A 19,148-nucleotide genomic window follows, 5' to 3' on the forward strand; every position below is an offset into this window, starting at 1 on the left:
TTACTCCCTTACTCAGGAGCTTGCCACCGCAATATCCTGCCATGCCTCGTAAGCTGCCATCACCGTCTGCATCTGGGCCGTGTGCCCTGTAATGAAATCATCGCCATAGATGGTTTCGTCCGGATACTCGGTTATCAGCGTCATCGGCACGGTATGTCGATCATCGATCGATGAAAGGCAGGGGAAGCCGTTGATGAGGCGGAAGCCGGTTTCACCAGCGTGGATTTCATAGAGCGCTATCTGTCGGTCATTATAATCCAATAGGCCGGGAATGCTGCCCAGATGGCGGGTGACTTTGTCGAGCAATGTTTCGGCTTGCTCAGCCCATCCGGCATGGTGCCGTACGACCAAGAAGAAGCCTTTTGGTAGTGTCCACATTGCGAAATTGCGCGGCACATAACCGGAGAGCGGGCGGGTCCATTCGTGTGATGGATAGCCGTGGAGGTTTACGTGCAGGGTGGCGCCGCTCAGTTCCTGTGCATCGAAACGGATTGCCTTCTCGTTGAGATGCGCTCCCGAATTCTCGACTGTGCGGTATTCGAGATCGTCGCCTAACGCGGTATAACGGGCGGCATGATGCATGTGTCTTGGGTTGTCGATACGAAGACGCTGATGAATGGCATAACCATCCGGGTTTTCAAGCGGCGAAATGGTGAAATGAGCACCCGTCTTCGCTTGCAATGCGCGAGCCGCACGAAGCGCGCCGACAATGCCCGTCGTTTCATTGGGATGTTGTCCACCGCTGATCATCACAGCAGCGTCGCTTCCCTTAAGATAGCGTGCCGAAACCTGCCTACCTGAACGGGCGTGTGCGATGAACCCCTCGCCACCGACCTCGATCAGCAGTTTTGAAATCTGGTCCGCCGCAAGCGGTGCGGTGGCCATGTCGAGTGCCTGATCAGCACCATCCAGAAATGTCGTACCGAGTGGCCGGGTTTCAATACGAACCGAAATTTCCGCATCACTCTTGATAATTTCAGGGACGATCTGGCCGGGCCTCAAGCCGCGATCACCCAGCGGGCGACCAGACTTCTTCTGGAAGAATTCGAGGAGCGAAAAGTAGAAATCCTCATGCAAGGCTTCACGCAAGCTGACGACCTCATCGCCGACAGCGAGTGACAAATCTTCAGACGGAAAGAGAACACGAATGTTCAACTCTTCGAAATAGGGCTCATCATTTCCCCAATCATGCTTTGCGACTGCATCGATTGCCGTTTCAAACAGACGCTCATAGTCCGTTTCCAGCCGTTCCCCGGCCTCGTCCCCTTCGCCGCGCAACCAACCGGTTAGCGAAACATTCGTTTCTCCGACGACGTCGACATGAACGCGATTGGGCGCCAACACCCTCACCGTCTCGGCTCCCTCAACACGGTTCAGAACCACGTCGTAGNAAAAACCACCGTCGTCACGTGGGATGAAATCGATTCTGGCGTTCCCGACCAGCGCCGCCAGCGGATAAGCTTCCAGCCGGAACCGGTTTGCAGGTGCCGCAGCGTGAACGGGGTAGCTGATTTGAACGCGCTCGAGGCCCGTCAGGTCGATCTCTTCCAGGAAGGCGTGGAGCAGAGGTTTATATGCACTGCGTATGCGTGCCGTAACACCTTTTTCTGCCAAGCGTTGCTCGTAATCACGACGGCNTTTCAAATCATCGAACGTCCATGCTTCGAGAGACTGACCAGGCACTGCCTGCCTTAACAACTCATCGAGAGTGCGCTCAAAAGTCTGGCTGAAAATCTCTGTCATTCTAGTTTACCTTGAAGTTCTTCCAGTCGGGTCAAGACTATCGCGCAGCCAGTCGCCGAGAAGATTGAGGCCAAGCACCGTTAGCAGGATTGCCAGACCGGGGAATACACTGACCCACCATGCGATTTGCAAATAAGTGCGCCCATCTGCCAGCATACCGCCCCAGCTTGGAATTGTCGGGTCCACGCCCATGCCGAGGAATGTCAGGCTGCTTTCCAGCAAGATGTTGTTTGCGACATTCAGCGTCATCAAAACGATGACCGGGCCTATGAGGTTTGGCAGCAGATGCTGGGCTATGATACGCCAGTCTTTGACGCCGATCGCGCGTGCAGACAGGATGAACTCCCGCTCACGCAGTGTTAGAACCGAACCGCGAACGAGTCGCGCATATTGCACCCACTGCGAAACGATCAGCAATATGATGGTGTTGGTCTGGCTACCGCCGACAATGGCAATGAACGTGATAGCCAGAAGAATAAAGGGCATGGCAAGCTGGATATCGGCAAAGCGCATGACGACCATATCCCAAAAGCCGCGGTAGTAGCCTGCAATCAAACCCATCAGCACACCGAAAATGACGGCGCCGATGACGGATGTGAAGCCGACCAGCAGCGAAATCTTGCCACCTGCCACGACGCGCGCCAGAACATCCCGGCCAAGTGGGTCGGTGCCGAAGGGATGCGCGGCACTCGCGAAGGGCTTGGCAAGACGTGCCATCAGATCGATCTTCTCGGCACCGCCGGGGAAAAGCACGTCAGACAGAAGCACGGCAGCGCAGATGACCACGGTCAATGTCGCACCAAGCACGAATTCAAGGCTGTAGAACCGCGAAAGGCGGGAGGTTTTGGTTGCCATGTCGATTACTCCGTGCGGATACGGGGATCGACCAGCCCGTAGGCGATATCGACCAGAAGGTTGATGCCGACGATCATCAGCGACAGCACGGTAATGACGGCTTGCAGCACAGGATAATCGCGCGCGCCGACGGCATCGAATGCCAGAGAGCCCATACCCGGCCAGTTGAACACCCGCTCAATAACGACGATGCCACCCAGCAATCCGCCGAACTGCAATCCGAAATAGGTGATGAGCGGGATCGCACAATTGCGCAGCGCGTGTTTGTAAAGAACCTTGCTTTCGCTTAGCCCCTTGGCGCGGGCGACCATGATGTACTGCGATTGCAGCGTGTCGAGCATAGCCGTGCGAACGAGCCTGACGTTGGTGGCGGTGAGAATGACACCCATCGTGACCGCCGGCATGATGTAACTCGCAAAGCCACCCATGCCACTCGGTGGCAGCCAGCCAAGCGTGATTGAGAACAGCAGCACGAGCATCAACGCAAGCCAGAAATTCGGAAATGACAGGCCGAGAAGCGAAAAAATCCGTATGGCCTGATCGACGCCCTTACCCTTCGAGGTCGCGGCTTTGATGCCGAGCGGGATGGACAGAGCAATCGAAACAATCATGGAAATGAACGCGAGCATCAGCGTTGCCGGTAAGGCATCTCCGATCAAGCGCGAGACAGGCGTACCGCCAATGAAGCNTTTGCCAAGGTCCAGTGTCACAAGGCCTTTCAGGAAGTTCATGTATTGCACGAAGAACGGTTGATCCGTGCCGAGTGCCACACGGATGCGCATCAGATCCTCTTCCGTCATGCTGCCACCACCCTGAAACATCGTGACAGCAGGGTCGCCGGTCAGGCGAATGGCAAATGAGACGAGCAGCGTGATGGCGATGACGACGAATAACGCCTGCAACAATCGCTTGATGAGGAAACCGGCCACGTTCTTTTCCTTGCAATGGGGATGGTGACGCCGCCCCGAAGGAGCGGCGTCAAACAATGATTATTCGACGGTGACGTCGGTCAGTTTCAGGCGGTTATCCGGTGGAGCGACGAAGCCCTTGACCTTCTTGCTGACGCCATAAATCGCGTTGCTATTGTAGAGCGGAAGCTCAAGAGCNTTTTCGGCAGTCGCTTTGCCTATTTCCTTCAGGATGCGCTCACGCTCCGCGCGGTCCGTCAGCGGCCGCTGGGATTCCAGCAGCTTGTCCAGCGCAGCGTCCTTTTCGTAAGGGTTCCACTTTTCACCGGAGTGGTACATGGAATAGGCGGTGTTATCGTAATCGAAGGTCCAGCCACCCCACTTCTGCTGGAACATCGCGCCGGTCTTGCCCTGCGGAATGATATCGTTCAGTAGAACGTTGGTTTCGTAAGGCTTGATGGTGGCGGTGATGCCGACCATTTGCAGATAGCTGGCGATGACCTGTGTGACCTCGTTCATCGTCGCGTCATTGCCACGAATATCGATCTGGATCGTCGCGCCCGCCTTCACGCCAGCTTCCGCCAGAAGCTTCTTTGCGCCTTCCGGATCGTAAGGAAGCGGCTTCAACTCGGGATCGTAACCGAAGGAGAGCGCGCCCTGGAAGCTTGCGATTTCGGACCCCTGCCCCGCAAGGATCGACTTGACGATTGTGGCACGATCAACCGCCATGATGATGGCTTTGCGAACCTTCGGGTCGGCAGTGATGCCATCACGCGTATTGAAACGAAGGGCATCGACGGTCGGGCCGGGAACGCTGACGATTTCCAGATTGGAGTCGCCCTGAATGACCGGCAACATACCAATGGGGATGGTCGGCGGAATCACGAGATCGACGCGGCCAGCCTGAAGCTCGGCAACGGCTGTCGCTGGCTCAGAGATAAAACGGTAATCGAGTTCGGAAAGCTTCGGTGCGCCGCCCCAATAATCCGCATTGGCTTCGAGCTTGATATTCACTTTCGGCGCATAGGACACGAACTTGAATGCACCCGTGCCGACGGGATTGGTGTTGAAGTTGTCTTCGCCCTTTTCCTGGATGTATTTCGGCGGCACGATCATGGCACCGTAGCCAGCAAGCTTGGTCAGAAGAACGGGATCAGGAGCCTTCAGCTTCATGTCCACGGTGTTTTCATCAACGATTTCGACGCTTTCAATGGCCGTATAATTGGAACGTTGCGGACCCTTCGCACCCTGTTCGCCCAGCAGGCGATCGAAGGTGAACTTGACGGCTTCGGCGTTGAATGGCTCGCCATTGTGGAACTTGACGTTCTGGCGAAGCTTGAAGCGGATGCGCTTGCCTTGATCCAGCTCTTCCCAGGATTCAGCAAGGCCCGGTACGAGCTTCAGATCAGGACCGCGATAGGTCAGGCCGTCAAAGATGTTGGTGGCAACAGCAGCCCACTGAACCAGAAACGTATCGATAGGGTCCCAGCTGCCAGGGTCCTGCGGGGTGGAAATGGTCATCTTTCCCGCAGCCAGTACAGGTGTTGCAGAAAAGGCCACGCTCGAAAAAGCAAGCGCTACGAAGGCCGTCAGCCCCTTATTTATTCTATTCATTGATCTGTTCCTCTCAGATAGATGCGATTTTTCGCGGNTTTTTCAGGCCCTTTTTGCAACAAAGTGGCCTGGATTGATTTCCTCGTGAACGAGAATGGCTGGCTCATCGCCAACGCGACGAACCGGATTGGGTATTTCACCCTCGATCATCGCTGTGTGCCTGACGGCAGCAGGATCGGCGACCGGGACTGCGGACAGCAACCGGCGTGTGTAATCATGCGTCGGCGTTTCGAAGACCTGCCGACGACTGCCCAATTCCATGATCTGGCCGAGATAGAGAACGGCCACGCGGTGGCTGATCTTTTCAACCACAGCCATGTCATGGCTGATGAAGAGATAAGCTAGACCGCGCTCGGCCTGCAAATCCATGAACAGGTTTATGATTTGCGCCTGAATGGAGACGTCGAGCGCCGACAGCGCCTCGTCGGCGATGATGAGCTTCGGATCTGACGCCAGTGCACGCGCAATACAGACACGCTGGCGCTGCCCCCCGGNAAACTCATGCGGATAGCGCTCGGCTACAGCGGAACTCAGGCCCACGCGTTCAAGTAGCTCATCGACTCTCCGGCGAACCGCCTTGCCGCCAGAGATCAAGCTGTGGGTGTTGATCGGCTCGGCAATCGAAAAACCGACAGTCTTGCGCGGATCAAGTGAGGCAAAGGGATCTTGGAAGATGTACTGCACGTCCTGTCGCATGCGAAAACGTTCCGCTGCAGACATGGATGAATAGGTGCGCCCGGCGAAGGCGATCTCGCCGCCCATGGATGTCTGAAGCTGCTGGATGGTGCGGCCAATGGTCGACTTACCGGAGCCGGATTCGCCGACCAGCGCGAGAGTCTCACCCGGATGTATATCGAAACTGACGTTCTGGACGGCGCTGAGGCGATGGGTCGCCTTGCCGAACAGGTTCTTCTTCACATCNAAACGAACGAGCAAATCTTTCACCGCCAAAAGCGGCTTTTCATCGTATTTCGCGGTGTCCTGTATTCGCTCTTCCCCGACGATCCTGGGCTTTCCATCTTCCAGCACGGTAAGAGGCGTGCGCTTGGGAAAGTCCTCCCCCGTCATGCTGCCCAGCCGCGGCACGGCCGACAAAAGCATGCGGGTGTAGGGATGCTGCGGGTTGGCAAAGATTTGCCCAACCGGGCCATCCTCGACCTTTTTACCTTTCCACATAACGACGACATCATCGGCCATTTCAGCGACGACACCCATGTCATGGGTGATGNAAACCATGGCCATACCGAGGTCTTTTTGCAGGTCGCGCATGATGTTGAGAATTTGCGCCTGAATGGTGACGTCGAGAGCGGTCGTCGGTTCGTCTGCGATGAGAAGCTTAGGTCGGCAGGCCAGCGCCATGGCAATCATGACGCGTTGGCGCATTCCACCTGACAGTTGATGAGGATAGCGATCAAGAAGTGCTGCCGAATCCGGCAGGCGCACCATATCAAGAAGCCTGCGCGCTTCTGCCGAGGCCGCTGCCTTGCCCATTTTCTCGTGTAGGATCAATACCTCGCAAATCTGATCACCGACGGTGAAAACAGGATTGAGTGAGGTCATCGGCTCCTGAAAAATCATGGCAATGTCTTTGCCACGAATGGAGCGCATGTCTTTTTGCGAGACTTCGAGCAGATTCTTTGCGCCGAACATGATGCGTCCGGTTGGAAATCTTGCCCCCATCATATCCGCCAGGCGCATGGTCGACAGCGATGTGATGGACTTCCCGGACCCGGACTCACCAACAATTGCGACGGTCTTGCCAGCAGCGACTGTAAACGAGAGATCATCGACGACCCGACTAGCGCCAAATTCTACACTCAATCCCTCAACCGAAAGGAGCGGCGTGAGTTTGTCTGCTGCGTTCGTCATCTATGCGTCTCCGGCGTCGCTTGCGCGGTCTCATTCAGAGCTGCCCTCGTCGTTGCGGATGGAAATGCGAGACGAAAATCACGCTCACGCCCATTGTCCCAACGCCAGCGAAACAGGGTCTGACTTGCTAATGTAGACGCTACCAAAGTAGGACAATCATGTCCATACTGTTGAACAATATTCTATCATTGCCTAACAAATATGCATTTGCGTATTCATCCAGCAATGTCAGTCTTCTGACCGGACGAACCGCCCTAACCGCTCTTCCCTTCGATAAGCTCCATTGGCCAGACCTTGCGTTTGGTGGCATCGGGATAATGCGACTGGTATTCTGGCATCACCGACAGCAGAGTTTCTGCAAGACCGATGCCGAGATCGCGAAGTGACAGCGCGAAACAGGTGAGGCGCGGTTGCAGGAACTGCGCCTGCAAACTTTGCCTTCCAACGATGGCGATGTCCTTGCCAGGCGTCAGGCCACTTTCTTCAAGCCCGCGATAAAGCCCGGTGACCAGAGTTTCGTTCACAAGCACGACGGCCGTCGGGCGGGTTTTGCAGGCCATAATATCGCGGGCCACGCCATAACCACCGGTTTCGCTAGGCGTTGCGCGGAAAATGTGCTGGTCCGCGAGGGATAAACCGTGTCGGCCAAGAACCTCCCGCGCCCGCTGTACGAACAGATGACTAAGATTGAGATCGCCGTAGGGCCAGATGAGACCGATATGCTTATGTCCATTTCCAACCAGCCTTTCGATCGCGATTTCCGCCATGCCCTCGAAATCCAGATCGATCCATGGCTGACCGACATCGGTCTGGCTTCGCCCCAATGTGATGAAGGGGATGCCGTGGCGGGCCAGCAGTTCAAATCTCGCATCGTGAAGACGCGTTGCAGAAAGAATAATGGCGTCGGCAAAACCCCGTGCCACCACACGTTGGAGATAAGCGTCCGGGTCCTCGTCAGATGAACACAGCAGTGCCACCAGATCGAGTTTATGACGCGCAAAAACAGTCTGTACGCCATCAAAGACACTCATGAAAAACGTATCGCCCTGACCCGTGATCTCAGGCCCCGTCTGCATCATGAACCCGATGATACCAGTCGAGCCCTTGCGAAGAGAACGGCCTGATTGGTTGGCCACGTAACCAAGCCGGGCTGCGGCCTCCAGCACGCGACGACGCGTTTCCTCATTCACATCCGCTTTTCCATTCAAAGCACGGGAGACCGTACCAATAGAAATATCAAGATGTTCTGCCAGTTGGCGGATGCCCTTCATGAAGTGTCTTTCCACGGTTCCTAAAGCGATTTTACAAACAGTATTGACAAAAATAGGCTCCTGTCCATAGTATCGTAAACGTTTACGGNAAACCGGAAGAGGAGTTTCGGTTGCCGTAGGAGGAGGATTTCAGTGACATACAATGCCGTTTTGTGTGGGTGCGGAGCCATGGCCAAAGGTTGGTTGAGAGCTCTTCAGGCCACACCGGAGATGCGAGATGCAGTCAGGATCGTTGGCTTGGTCGATCTGGACCGGGCGACGGCCGAGGCCATTGCGGCCGAGTTCAATATTCAGAATGCTGTCATAGGGACCGATCTGGAATCCGTTTTGACGGATACGAAGCCCGACATTCTTTTCGACGTGGTCATTCCCCTTGCTCGTCATTCCGTTGTCAAAACCGGTCTGGCGCACGGTTGCCATGTGCTGAGCGAAAAGCCGATGGCAACGTCGATGGACGAAGCGAATGACTTGCGCCGTGCCGCCAAGGATGCAGGCCGTGTTCACGCCATTGTTCAGAATCGACGGTTTATTTCAGGTGTGCGCCGCATGCGCCGTCTGGTCGAAAGCGGTGTCATCGGCACGGTGACCGGCATTCATTGTGANTTTTTCCTCGCCCCCCATTTCGGTGGTTTTCGGGAGAAAATGGATAATGTCCTGCTTCTCGACATGGCCATCCATACCTTCGATGCCGCACGTTTCGTATCGGGCAAATCGCCACTATCGGTCTATTGTCTGGAAACCAATCCGGCGGGATCGTGGTATGCCCATGGCGCGGCGGCCAATGCTATTTTCAAGTTTTCAGATGATGTTGTCTTTACCTATCGCGGTTCCTGGTGCGCCGAGGGTGAGCGCACGAGTTGGGAAAGCACGTGGCGTATCGTTGGCTCGAAGGGCATGCTGACCTGGGACGGCGAGGAAACCTTTAGGGCAGCCGTAGCAGGAACCGAACCCGGTCTGCTGCACGGCGTTACCCACATCGAGGTGCCGCCCCCTGACAACGATGAGGAAACCCATGGCCACGCCAGCGTGATCGCCAACTTCCTCGATGCCATCCGCACCGGACACGAACCAGAGACAGTCAGCCACGACAATATCAAAAGCCTGGCGATGGTGCTTGGCGCTATCGAAAGCGCAAAGTCAGGCCAATCCGTCGATATCACAGCATAAGGACCGAAACAGTGAGCAACCTACAGGGACAATCCATTCGCATCGGTACCATGGTCAGCGCCACCAAGGGTCAGGCAGCCGAGCGCATCGCGCAGATTGCAGACATGGGATTTGAAAGTTTCGAGCCGTTTTTCTGGCAGACAACCAATGGCCAGGACATCGCCGATCTCGGAAAGCGCTGCCTTGAGGCCATCGGAGACCGCGACATCACGATCTCGACCATCGGCATGTTCGGCAATCCGCTGGAAGAGACCGATATGGACCTTCAGACCTTGCAGGGCTGGAGGGATTGCATCGACAATGCCCATCACTTCGGTGCTACCTGCGTTGCCGGCTTCACCGGTCGCATCCGTAACAAACCCCTCACCGATAGCCTGCCACGCTACAAGCAAATATGGAGCGAGCTTGCCAAGCGCGCGGCCGACAAAGGTGTGAAGATCGCTTTCGAGAACTGTGCCATGGACGGCAACTGGGCGGCTGGCGACTGGAACATCGCACACAACCCTGATGCCTGGGAGCTCATGTTCAACGAGACGCCCGATGACAATATCGGACTTGAATGGGAGCCGTGCCATCAGATGGTCTATCTAATCGACCCGCTGCCGCAGATCCGCAAATGGGCTTCGAAAATCTTCCACGTTCACGGCAAGGATGCGACCATTCGCTGGGACGTCATTCGCGAACACGGCATTTTCGGTAAACATCCGTTTGTGCTCATGCGCACACCTGGCTTTGGTGACAGCAACTGGACAGACATCATCTCAGAGCTGCGGCTGGCTGGCTGGTCCGGCTCCATCGATATCGAAGGCTGGCATGACCCGGTCTATCGCGACGCGCTGGAAATGACGGGGCAGGTTCACGGGCTCAACCATCTGAAACAGGCCCGCGGCGGCAGCTTCGTCGTCGATCCGGTGTAAGTGGAGAAACGCAGGCGCGGCAGGAGGAGGCCGCGACGCGCTATTTGAGAATTCTGGATAACCACAAAGGAGGAGACTATGGGTATCCGCACATACACGATTGCTGTGGCAACGGCTCTCGCAACAAGCGCATCGCTCTTTGCGCTCGGCGCACAGGCAGAAGACGTAAAGCTGACGCTGTGGTCGCTTGACCGCGATATTCAGCCCGCACCAAATCTCATCAAGGAATTCAACGCCCAGAGGAACGGCATCCAGATCGAGTATCGCCAGATACAGTTCGATGATGTGGTGAGCGAAGCCATGCGTGCCTATTCGACCGGCAATGCGCCCGATATCATCACCATCGACAATCCCAATCATGCCATGTTCGCATCGCGAAAAGCGTTTCTCGACCTGACAGACATGATTGCGAAATCAACCACGATCAAACCCGAAAATTACTTCCCCGGCCCCCTCGCCTCCGCCACCTGGGACGGGAAATATTACGGTGTGCCGAAAGCCACGAATACGATTGCGCTTTATTACAACAAGGATCTGTTCAAAGCCGCAGGGCTTGACCCGGAAAAGCCACCGCAGACCTGGGATGAATTGCTGGAAACCGCAAAGAAACTGACCGACCCGTCCAAGAATGTTTACGGTATTACATTCTCGGCCAAAGCCAATGAGGAAGGTACATTCCAGTTCCTGCCATGGGCACAGATGGGTGGCGCCACCTACAAGTCCATCAACAGTGAAGGTGCCGTCCGGGCCCTGACGATCTGGAAGCAAATGCTGGATGGCAAAATGACATCTCCCGACACGTTGACGCGCAGCCAGTGGGACGCAACCGCAACCTTCAATGCGGGTAATGCCGCTATGGCCATCTCCGGCCCATGGGAAATCGACCGCATGTTGACGGATGCCAAGTTCGACTGGGGAACCGCGTTGTTGCCGGTACCGCAGCAAGGGGCTGAGCGTTCTTCTGCCATGGGCGATTACAACTGGGCGATCTTCTCCAGCACTAAACACCCTGAAGAGGCGTTCAAAGCGCTCGAGTTCTTCGCTTCCAAGGATGTTACCATGTACAAGGATTTCGGCCAGATTCCGGCCCGGTCCGATCTGCCGATCCCGCCAACGGGCAACGCGCTCAAGGATGCCGCACTGAAAACCTTCGTGGAACAGCTGAAATATGCCAAGCCGCGTGGTCCATCGCCGGAATGGCCGAAGATTTCCAAGGCTATTCAGGACGCTATTCAGGCAGCGTTGACTGGCCAGATGGAACCGAAGGCTGCGCTTGACCAGGCTGCCGNAAAGATCAAGCTGATCGACGGCTAAGGGCAACCTCGTCTGCTTCAAGAAACCGATGGCATGCACGCCATCTACCTTTCCTCCTGGAGAGAACTGCTTGACACTTCGGTGTCGGGCAGTTCTCCACCGGCGCACATGAGGCTTCCATGNAAAGGATATTTTCCAGCATAACGGATGGACGCGGCTTCGACATCGGTCTGGTCGGTGTACCCTTCGCCTTCCTGTTTATCCTGGCGGGCTTGCCCTTGCTCTATAATATCCTGATGAGCTTTCAGGAAGTGGACATGTTCAGCCTGGGAAGCATCATCAGGCCATTCGTCGGCTTCAAGAATTACATCGATCNTTTCAAGCAGCCTGAAACTCTACCAATTCTCTACAACACCGTCATTTTCGTTGTCGGCTCCATCGCCGGTCAATTTCTCGTCGGCTTCGGCCTTGCCCTGTTTTTCTGGGTGAACTTTCCCGGCTCATCATGGCTGCGCGGTCTGTTTCTTGTGTCCTGGGTCATGCCCGGTCTGGTGGTCGGGGCGATCTGGAACTGGATTCTTTCAGGCGACTTCGGCGTGCTCAATTTCTTCCTGCGCGAGAGCGGCCTGATCGACAGCAACATCTTCTGGCGCTCCGATCCTCACTTCTCCCTCTGGGCTGTTATTCTTGCCAATATCTGGCTCGGAACGTCGTTCAACATGATCCTGCTATCCGTCGGACTATCGTCAATTCCCGACGATCTCTACGAGGCTGCCGAACTCGATGGTGCCAACGCCTGGCAGCGGTTCTGGACCATCACGCTGCCGATGATGCGTTCTACAATCGGAGCCATCATTTCGCTGGGACTGATCTTCACTTTGCAACAATTCGATCTGTTCGCCGCCATTACCGATGGAGGACCGAACAATTCGTCAAATGTCGCCCAATATTGGGCTTGGGACCTTTCCTTCCGGCAATACGACTTTGGCAAGGGAGCGACGATCTCGGTCATCATGACTGTCTTCGTGATGTTTGCCGCTATCGTCTATGTGCGCTCGACACGTCATGAGGTGCGCGGATGAGTGACACTGGCCGAAACCGCATGATGCTCTTGATCGCCATCATCATGGCAGCGATCTATCTGTTCCCGCTTTACTGGATGTATATCACGGCGCTGAAAACCGGCTCCGAGATGTTCGCCAGCCCACCAAGCTTCTGGCCATCTACCGCGCAATGGAACACCTTTGTCTATGTCTGGGAAAGCCGGAACATGGGCCGCTATCTCTGGAACTCGACACTGATTGCCTTCGGCTCGGTGGCGCTGATCGCCGTTCTCGGCACCGGCTGCGCCTATGTGTTGGCGCGTTATCGCAACGGCTGGGTGGATATCGGGCTGTTCCTCATCCTGATGCTACAGGTTTTGCCCGCGTCCTTGATGATCACGCCGATCTTTGTCGGCTTCTCGCAGGTCGGCTTGCTGGACTATCCGCGCTTTGCGGTCATTCTGGCCATTGCGGCAAAGAGCATGCCTTTCTTCGTCGTGCTTGTAAGGGCAACCTTCATGGCGGTGCCGATGGAGCTTGAAGAGGCCGCGCTGGTCGACGGCAATTCCCGCATCGGCGCTTTCTTCAACATCGTGCTGCCGCTTGCCCGCAACGGCATTCTCGTCAGCGCCATCCTCATCTTCATGCAGGCATTCGGGGAGTTCGTCTATTCCAAGTCGATGATCCAGAACGTCGAGTTCCAGCCCGCAAGCGTCGGCCTCAACTCGTTCATGGGTCCAAACACCAGCGAATGGAACAACATCATGGCCTATGCCACCATGTATGTGACCCCGATCCTGGCCATTTTCGTCCTATTGCAGCGCCGCATCGTTTCCGGCCTCACATCGGGAGCTCTCAAATGACCAATCAAATCGAATTGTCCGGCGTCAACAAATATTACGGCGCTTATCATGCGTTGAAGGACATTGACCTCACCATCCGCAAAGGCGCTTTCGTCGCTCTCGTCGGGCCATCAGGATGCGGCAAGTCCACGCTGCTGCGCTCACTTGCAGGGCTTGAATCAATCTCGGCGGGTGATCTTGTGATCGCTGGCGAGCGCATGAACAATGTGCCGCCACGCAAGCGCGATCTGGCGATGGTGTTTCAGTCCTATGCGCTCTATCCGCATATGACGGTCGAGGAAAACCTCACCTACAGCCTGCGTATCCGAGGGACGAAAAAGGCAGAAGCCAGAAAAGCAGCCGAGGATGTGGCGGCTATCACAGGCCTTTCAGACCTGCTGCATCGTTATCCGCGGGAACTCTCCGGTGGACAGCGACAACGTGTTGCGATGAGCCGGGCGATTATTCGCAACCCCAAGGCCTTCCTGTTCGATGAGCCCTTATCCAACCTCGATGCCGCGTTGCGCGTTCACATGCGCAAAGAGATCAGAGCGCTGCATGACCGGCTTGGTGCTACATCGGTCTACGTTACGCATGACCAGATCGAGGCGATGACGATGGCCGATCATGTGGTGGTGATGCGTCAGGGCGTTATCGAACAGCAGGGGCAGCCGCTTGAGCTTTACGACCGGCCGGTAAACCGGTTCGTTGCGGGATTTATCGGCTCACCGGCGATGAATTTCATTCCGGCGCTGGCAGGACCGGATGGAAAAAGTCTGATTCTCGACCTCGGTGCGCCGCAGACAATCCGCCTGGACCGCGCACTGCCCGTCAATCGCGAACTCGTGGTCGGCTTGCGGCCCGAGCATCTGAGTATCGCGGAGAATGGTGAAGGCGCAATCAAGGTGCCCGTCGGACTTGTCGAATCCACGGGGTCAACGACCTATGTGACGACTGCAACGACACCCGAACTGGTGGTGGTCGTCAATGGCCGTGTTCTCATCGGAAATGGGCAAACTGTCGGGCTGGATTTCGAACAGGAGCATCTTCATCTGTTCGATGCGAGCACGAATATGCGGATCGAGTAAAGCGGACATACGGCATGTGCGGAGACTAAATCTCCGCCACGAGATGACCCGGAGAAACCTCGCGGAATTTCGGCGGTGCGGCCTCGTAATCGACCGGTCGTATCGGGCTTTTCAATTCCTCGGTGACCGAACCACTCTTGGACCTGCGCCTGTCGGGGTCCGGAACCGGTACGGCCGACATCAGGCGTTTGGTATAGGCATGCTGCGGGTTGCCGAATACGGCCACACGCGGTCCGATCTCAACGATTTCCCCCAGGTACATCACGGCCACCCGGTGGCTGACGCGCTCGACCACGGCCATATCGTGGGAGATGAAGAGAAAGGCTAGATCGAGACTTTGCTGCAAATCCAGCATGAGGTTGATGACCTGCGCCTTGATCGACACGTCAAGCGCCGACACACTCTCATCCGCCACGATGACCTTTGGCTGAAGCGCCAAAGCGCGGGCGATACAGATACGCTGGCGCTGACCGCCAGAGAATTCATGCGGATAGCGCTTGGCCATATCGGGTGTCAGCCCGACCTTTACGAGCATATCGGCGACCACCTCTTTCGCCTTTTTCTTGTCGCCCATCCTATGCTCAAGGAATGGTTCAGCAATGGCAGCACCCACCGTCATGCGTGGGTTGAGCGAAGCGAAAGGGTCCTGGAAGATCATCTGTACGGATTTGCGCATTTCGCGCATCTCGTTTTTATCCATCGTCAGCACTTCGCGGCCTTCGACCATGACAGAGCCGCTTCCCGGCTCGATCAACCGCATGATTGCGCGCCCGGTGGTCGATTTACCGCAACCGGACTCGCCCACCAATGAAAGGGTTTCGCCCGCGTGCAGATCAAACGAGACGTTTTCCACCGCATGAACACGCCCGGTTACCGACCCGAACAGGCCTGAATGGATATCGAAATGCTTGGTGAGGTTCTTCACCTGCAACAGTGGCTGGCCTTTCGCCACGGTGTCACCGACTTCAACAGGGACATCCGACTCACCGGTGGTGACGTCAACGACTGGAAAGCGGCGCGGTCTTTGATAATCCTGCATCGATCCGAGAACCGGAACGGCAGATAGCAGCGCCCGCGTGTAGGGATGCTGGCCGCGATGAAAGATGTCGGTGGTTGCGCCCGTTTCCACCTGTTCTCCCTGATACATGACAACGGTGCGATCTGCGATTTCTGCGACGACGCCCATATCGTGGGTGATGAAGAGGACGGAGGTGCCCTCCTCTTCCTGCAAGGTTTTTATGAGATCGAGAATCTGGCCCTGGATCGTTACGTCGAGAGCGGTTGTCGGCTCGTCGGCGATCAGCAGCTTCGGTTTGGTGGCCAGCGCCATGGCAATCATCACACGCTGGCGCATGCCGCCGGAAAACCGGTGCGGATACTCATCGAAGCGGGACGCGGCTGAGGGAATACGCACCTTTTCGAGAATACGGATGGTCTCCGCTTTCGCCTCGCCTTTGCTCATCGGGGCATGACACAAAAGCGCTTCGGAAATCTGGTCGCCAATCGTAAAAAGCGGATTGAGGCTCGTCATCGGCTCCTGAAAGATCATCGCCACATCATTGCCGCGCACCTTGCGCATCTCGTGTTCCGGCAGCGCCAACAGATTGCGACCACCCAACATTACCTTGCCTTCGATGCGACTGGTATCGGGCTGTAGCAGACGCATGATCGAAAGCGACGTGACTGACTTGCCCGAGCCGCTTTCGCCGACTATTGCCACCGTCTCACCGGGGGCAACCGTNAAAGAGATATCGCGAACGACAGGCTTCCAACTGCCATCGACCATGAAAGACGTCCGCAGCTTTTCGACCGATAAGACCGGATCCGTGGCTCGCGGCGCGATTGGCATGGTCTGAGCAAGATTGGTCATGATCGTTCCCTTATTATCCGTCTTCAGTCGCGTCAGGCGCTCAATCGGGCCAGCGCAATGCACCATCGAAGCGGTGTCGAGATAAATCTTCGATTGGCGTGGCGATGATCTCGTTGGAAGCGCGAGCCTTGTCGAGTTCTTCCGCCAGTCGCGATGCCACAACCGTTTCCTGTCCGGGATGCAGGTTGCAGGGGTCGAGATAGAAGTAGTGATGCTCGACCTCATGATCGCGCACGATGATCGGCTGCGGGCCTTGGCGAAGGGCAGCGGCCAAATCCCAGGCAGTGATGTGCGCTTCCTCCGGCGAGATGATCACGCGCATGCGGTCAAGCGGGTTGTTCGTCGGGTCGGGCTCGATCAACGCGGTTACGCCGGGGCGGTTTTCAAGCGTCTGCTTCCACAGGTTCAGATAGCCGGCCTCCCGTTCGCGGATGCCTGCGTGGTCACGCTTTTCCCACGCTTCCAATGCCGCCATGACACCATAGATACTTTCCTTGCCAACCTTCATGCCGCGGCCGATGCCCATATTTTGCAGGAAAGCATTGCGGACCAGCTCCTTTTTGCCCGCGACTATTCCCGAGGTCGGACCACCGAGGAACTTGTGACCGGAGTAGAGGACGATGTCGGCACCCTGCGCCAGAAACAGCTTCAAATCATATTCGGAGGCCGCATCGACAATCACCGGAACGCCCTTTGCATGGGCGATCTCGACGAATTCCTTGAGATTGAGGAGCCCATAATCGACGACATGATGCGACACCACATAGACGGCCGCCGCTGTACTGTCAGTTATGGCATTTTCCATGTGGTAGCGGTGTGTCGAGGTCGCCTGACCCACCATCACCACTTTGCCACCGGCCAGCCGAATGGACTGATCCACCGGCGCGCCATAACTAACCATATGGCCCATCTGCACCAACACCTCGTTCTTGTCAGTCGAGGTTTCCGGCAATTTTTCGATGGCCAACAGGTCCGGCCCGGTGATGGTTGCCGCCACAGCAAGACTGATACCAGACGAGCAGGAGGCAGTGACAAACCCGGCCTCTCCCCCCGTCAATCGCGAAATGATGGCGCTTGCCTTTCGCTGCAAATCGTTGATCTCAACGAACTGAGGTAGAATCGCCGCCATCGCGGCAATCGCTTCCGGCACCACGATGGAAGCCCCAAGACTGGTCATCGTGCCGGATACGTTGATCACGGGGCGCAGGCCGAGCTTCGTGCGGATATCGTCGGACATTGTCATTCTCCAGTCTGCAAGCCGGTTCGCCCGGCTTTGATTTCGGTTGCCCTGCACGGGACTATACCATAGTAATGCAATAGGTTCTTTAAAGCGCAGGAGCATGGNTTTGGATTTGAAGACATCATCGGAAGCTCTTTCCGAAGAGATCGCTGAAGCCGATGGCAAAGTCCGTCGCTCGCGGGTCAGCGGCATGGACCGCGCCTTGCAGGTGATTGATTATTTGTACGAAACCGGCGCGNCCGCCGGGGCCTATGCTATTGCCAAGGCCGTCAAGGCTCCGCTTTCCACCGTCTATGTGATCATCGATGATCTGGTCGAAAAGAACATGTTGGCCCGCAACGCCGATGGTTTGATCTGGCTTGGCGCGCGGCTCTACCATTACGGCCTGGCCTATGCCCGGTCGCTGGATTTCATGAGTGTTGCGACCCATGAAATGCATGATCTTTGCCGCGAGGCGGGTGAAACTGTTCAGGTCTGCGGCCGCGATGCCGAGCATATGCTTGTTCTGGCCATGGCCGATGGCCCCAGCCANTTTCAGGTCGCATCCCGCGTGGGAACCCGCGTTCCGCTGAACTGGACGGCGTCCGGTCGTCTTCTTGTCGGCCATATGCCGGAAGAAGAGCGTATCGAACTGTTCAAGCGTGGCGCGCGTATTTCGCCAACCGGCCGCGCCACTGTAGATGCGACGACCTTGTCCGATGCAGCGGCAAAGGCCTTTGAGGAGCGGCTGTCGATTCAGGCCGGTGAATCCGATTACTCGGTCGCCTGTATCGCGTCGCCGATTGTCGACAACGGAGGAGATTGCGTTGCGACGATTTCCATCGTGCTTCCAGAACAGAAGGTGCTGGCCGACAAGTCCGGTTATGCCGACCGCGTCAAGGCGTCGGCCGCAAGGATCGAAAAGCTGATGGGCTGGCGCAACCACTGATCGTCTCCTCTAAGCGTGCAGTGCCACGATGGCTTCGATCTCGACCGTAATGTTGCCCGGAAGCGAGCCGAAACCGACGGCGGAGCGGGCATGCTGGCCCGCCTCACCGAACACGGCATTGAACAGATCGGAACAACCGTTGATGACCTGCGGGTGATCCAGAAAATCAGGCGCGGCATTGACCATGCCGAGTAGCTTCACCACCCGCCGAACCCGGGAAAGGTCTCCCAACGCGTCGTGCATCACGGCAAGCAGGTTGATGCCGGTCAACCGCGCATCGGCATAGGCCTTTTCCGTCGAAACATTCGTTCCAACTTTGCCGGTGTGCATGAAACCATCGACCTCGCGCGGACCTTGGCCGGACAAATACAGCATGTTGCCTTCAATGACATGCGTCACGAAATTGGCGATTGGTGGCGCTGGCGGTGGCAGTTCGATGCCGAGCGCAGCAAGCCGATGATAGGGCGTATTCGCCTTCGCTACGGCTGTGATCGGGGACTGGGTCACGCAAACTCCTGTGTCATGCGAAATTCTTTCTT

General features: G+C 56.4%; 16 protein-coding genes. 7 read left to right on the plus strand and 9 right to left on the minus strand.

Annotated elements, in window-relative coordinates:
* Positions 1-12 precede the first annotated feature (12 nt).
* From CUC55_RS14005 to CUC55_RS14030, 6 genes are all read right to left on the minus strand, one after another.
* The gene (locus tag CUC55_RS14005; RefSeq protein WP_103088264.1) at positions 13-1,743 is read right to left on the minus strand and encodes a M14 family metallopeptidase; all 1,731 of its coding nucleotides are present in this window, start codon (positions 1,741-1,743) and stop codon (positions 13-15) included.
* 6 nt (positions 1,744-1,749) lie between these two features.
* Positions 1,750-2,598, minus strand: a complete 849-nt coding sequence (locus CUC55_RS14010; RefSeq protein ID WP_067646487.1) for an ABC transporter permease — start codon at positions 2,596-2,598, stop codon at positions 1,750-1,752.
* Positions 2,599-2,603: 5 nt separating this feature from the next.
* Positions 2,604-3,527, minus strand: coding sequence for an ABC transporter permease (locus CUC55_RS14015; RefSeq protein WP_103088265.1), 924 nt, complete (start codon positions 3,525-3,527; stop codon positions 2,604-2,606).
* Positions 3,528-3,587: 60 nt separating this feature from the next.
* The gene (locus CUC55_RS14020; protein ID WP_103088266.1) at positions 3,588-5,120 is read right to left on the minus strand and encodes an ABC transporter substrate-binding protein; all 1,533 of its coding nucleotides are present in this window, start codon (positions 5,118-5,120) and stop codon (positions 3,588-3,590) included.
* Between the two features lie 42 nt (positions 5,121-5,162).
* A complete protein-coding gene (locus tag CUC55_RS14025; RefSeq protein WP_103088267.1) occupies positions 5,163-6,989 on the minus strand; it encodes an ABC transporter ATP-binding protein in 1,827 nt (608 codons plus the stop codon).
* Between the two features lie 254 nt (positions 6,990-7,243).
* A complete protein-coding gene (locus tag CUC55_RS14030) occupies positions 7,244-8,260 on the minus strand; it encodes a LacI family DNA-binding transcriptional regulator (RefSeq protein WP_067646500.1) in 1,017 nt (338 codons plus the stop codon).
* 132 nt (positions 8,261-8,392) lie between these two features.
* On the opposite strand from CUC55_RS14030, the gene CUC55_RS14035 reads away from it, so the two are divergent.
* The 6 genes from CUC55_RS14035 to CUC55_RS14060 all read left to right on the plus strand — a co-directional run bounded on the left by CUC55_RS14035 (position 8,393) and on the right by CUC55_RS14060 (position 14,571).
* Positions 8,393-9,427, plus strand: coding sequence for a Gfo/Idh/MocA family protein (locus tag CUC55_RS14035; protein ID WP_103088268.1), 1,035 nt, complete (start codon positions 8,393-8,395; stop codon positions 9,425-9,427).
* A 50-nt stretch (positions 9,428-9,477) separates the two neighbouring features.
* The gene (locus CUC55_RS14040) at positions 9,478-10,344 is read left to right on the plus strand and encodes a sugar phosphate isomerase/epimerase family protein (RefSeq protein WP_425352193.1); all 867 of its coding nucleotides are present in this window, start codon (positions 9,478-9,480) and stop codon (positions 10,342-10,344) included.
* Positions 10,345-10,422: 78 nt separating this feature from the next.
* Complete coding sequence (locus CUC55_RS14045) at positions 10,423-11,658, plus strand: ABC transporter substrate-binding protein (RefSeq protein WP_103088269.1); 1,236 nt, start codon at positions 10,423-10,425, stop codon at positions 11,656-11,658.
* 119 nt (positions 11,659-11,777) lie between these two features.
* Positions 11,778-12,680 carry a carbohydrate ABC transporter permease gene (locus CUC55_RS14050; protein ID WP_103088270.1) on the plus strand — a complete coding sequence of 301 codons (903 nt, stop codon included), beginning with the start codon at positions 11,778-11,780 and terminating at the stop codon, positions 12,678-12,680.
* A complete protein-coding gene (locus tag CUC55_RS14055; protein ID WP_067646518.1) occupies positions 12,677-13,504 on the plus strand; it encodes a carbohydrate ABC transporter permease in 828 nt (275 codons plus the stop codon). Before CUC55_RS14050 ends, CUC55_RS14055 begins: the two co-directional genes overlap by 4 nt.
* The gene (locus CUC55_RS14060) at positions 13,501-14,571 is read left to right on the plus strand and encodes an ABC transporter ATP-binding protein (protein WP_067646521.1); all 1,071 of its coding nucleotides are present in this window, start codon (positions 13,501-13,503) and stop codon (positions 14,569-14,571) included. The genes CUC55_RS14055 and CUC55_RS14060 overlap by 4 nt, the downstream gene beginning before the upstream one ends.
* Before the next feature lie 25 nt (positions 14,572-14,596).
* On the opposite strand, the gene CUC55_RS14065 is transcribed toward CUC55_RS14060, so the two are convergent.
* Entirely contained in the window at positions 14,597-16,420 is a 1,824-nt protein-coding gene (locus CUC55_RS14065; RefSeq protein ID WP_425352849.1) for an ABC transporter ATP-binding protein, read from the minus strand.
* Between the two features lie 61 nt (positions 16,421-16,481).
* Positions 16,482-17,678: an aminotransferase class V-fold PLP-dependent enzyme gene (locus CUC55_RS14070; protein ID WP_067646524.1), complete on the minus strand. Its 1,197-nt coding sequence runs from the start codon at positions 17,676-17,678 to the stop codon at positions 16,482-16,484.
* 103 nt (positions 17,679-17,781) lie between these two features.
* On the opposite strand from CUC55_RS14070, the gene CUC55_RS14075 reads away from it, so the two are divergent.
* Positions 17,782-18,609, plus strand: coding sequence for an IclR family transcriptional regulator (locus tag CUC55_RS14075; protein WP_103088271.1), 828 nt, complete (start codon positions 17,782-17,784; stop codon positions 18,607-18,609).
* Positions 18,610-18,618: 9 nt separating this feature from the next.
* Here CUC55_RS14075 and CUC55_RS14080 read toward each other — a convergent pair whose 3' ends face one another.
* Positions 18,619-19,116 carry a RidA family protein gene (locus CUC55_RS14080; protein WP_067646530.1) on the minus strand — a complete coding sequence of 166 codons (498 nt, stop codon included), beginning with the start codon at positions 19,114-19,116 and terminating at the stop codon, positions 18,619-18,621.
* Between the last annotated feature and the right edge of the window lie 32 nt (positions 19,117-19,148).

Source organism: Agrobacterium bohemicum, from assembly GCF_002896715.1.
Classification (GTDB): Bacteria; Pseudomonadota; Alphaproteobacteria; order Rhizobiales; family Rhizobiaceae; genus Agrobacterium; species Agrobacterium bohemicum.

Bases quoted from the DNA above. Each gene is read 5' to 3' on its own strand.
- CUC55_RS14010 (WP_067646487.1), bottom strand. From the start codon at position 2,598: ATGGCAACCAAAACCTCCCGCCTTTCGCGGTTCTACAGCCTTGAATTC.
- CUC55_RS14030 (WP_067646500.1), bottom strand. From the start codon at position 8,260: ATGAAGGGCATCCGCCAACTGGCAGAACATCTTGATATTTCTATTGGT.
- CUC55_RS14040 (WP_425352193.1), top strand. From the start codon at position 9,478: ATGGTCAGCGCCACCAAGGGTCAGGCAGCCGAGCGCATCGCGCAGATT.
- CUC55_RS14055 (WP_067646518.1), top strand. From the start codon at position 12,677: ATGAGTGACACTGGCCGAAACCGCATGATGCTCTTGATCGCCATCATC.
- CUC55_RS14060 (WP_067646521.1), top strand. From the start codon at position 13,501: ATGACCAATCAAATCGAATTGTCCGGCGTCAACAAATATTACGGCGCT.
- CUC55_RS14070 (WP_067646524.1), bottom strand. From the start codon at position 17,678: ATGTCCGACGATATCCGCACGAAGCTCGGCCTGCGCCCCGTGATCAAC.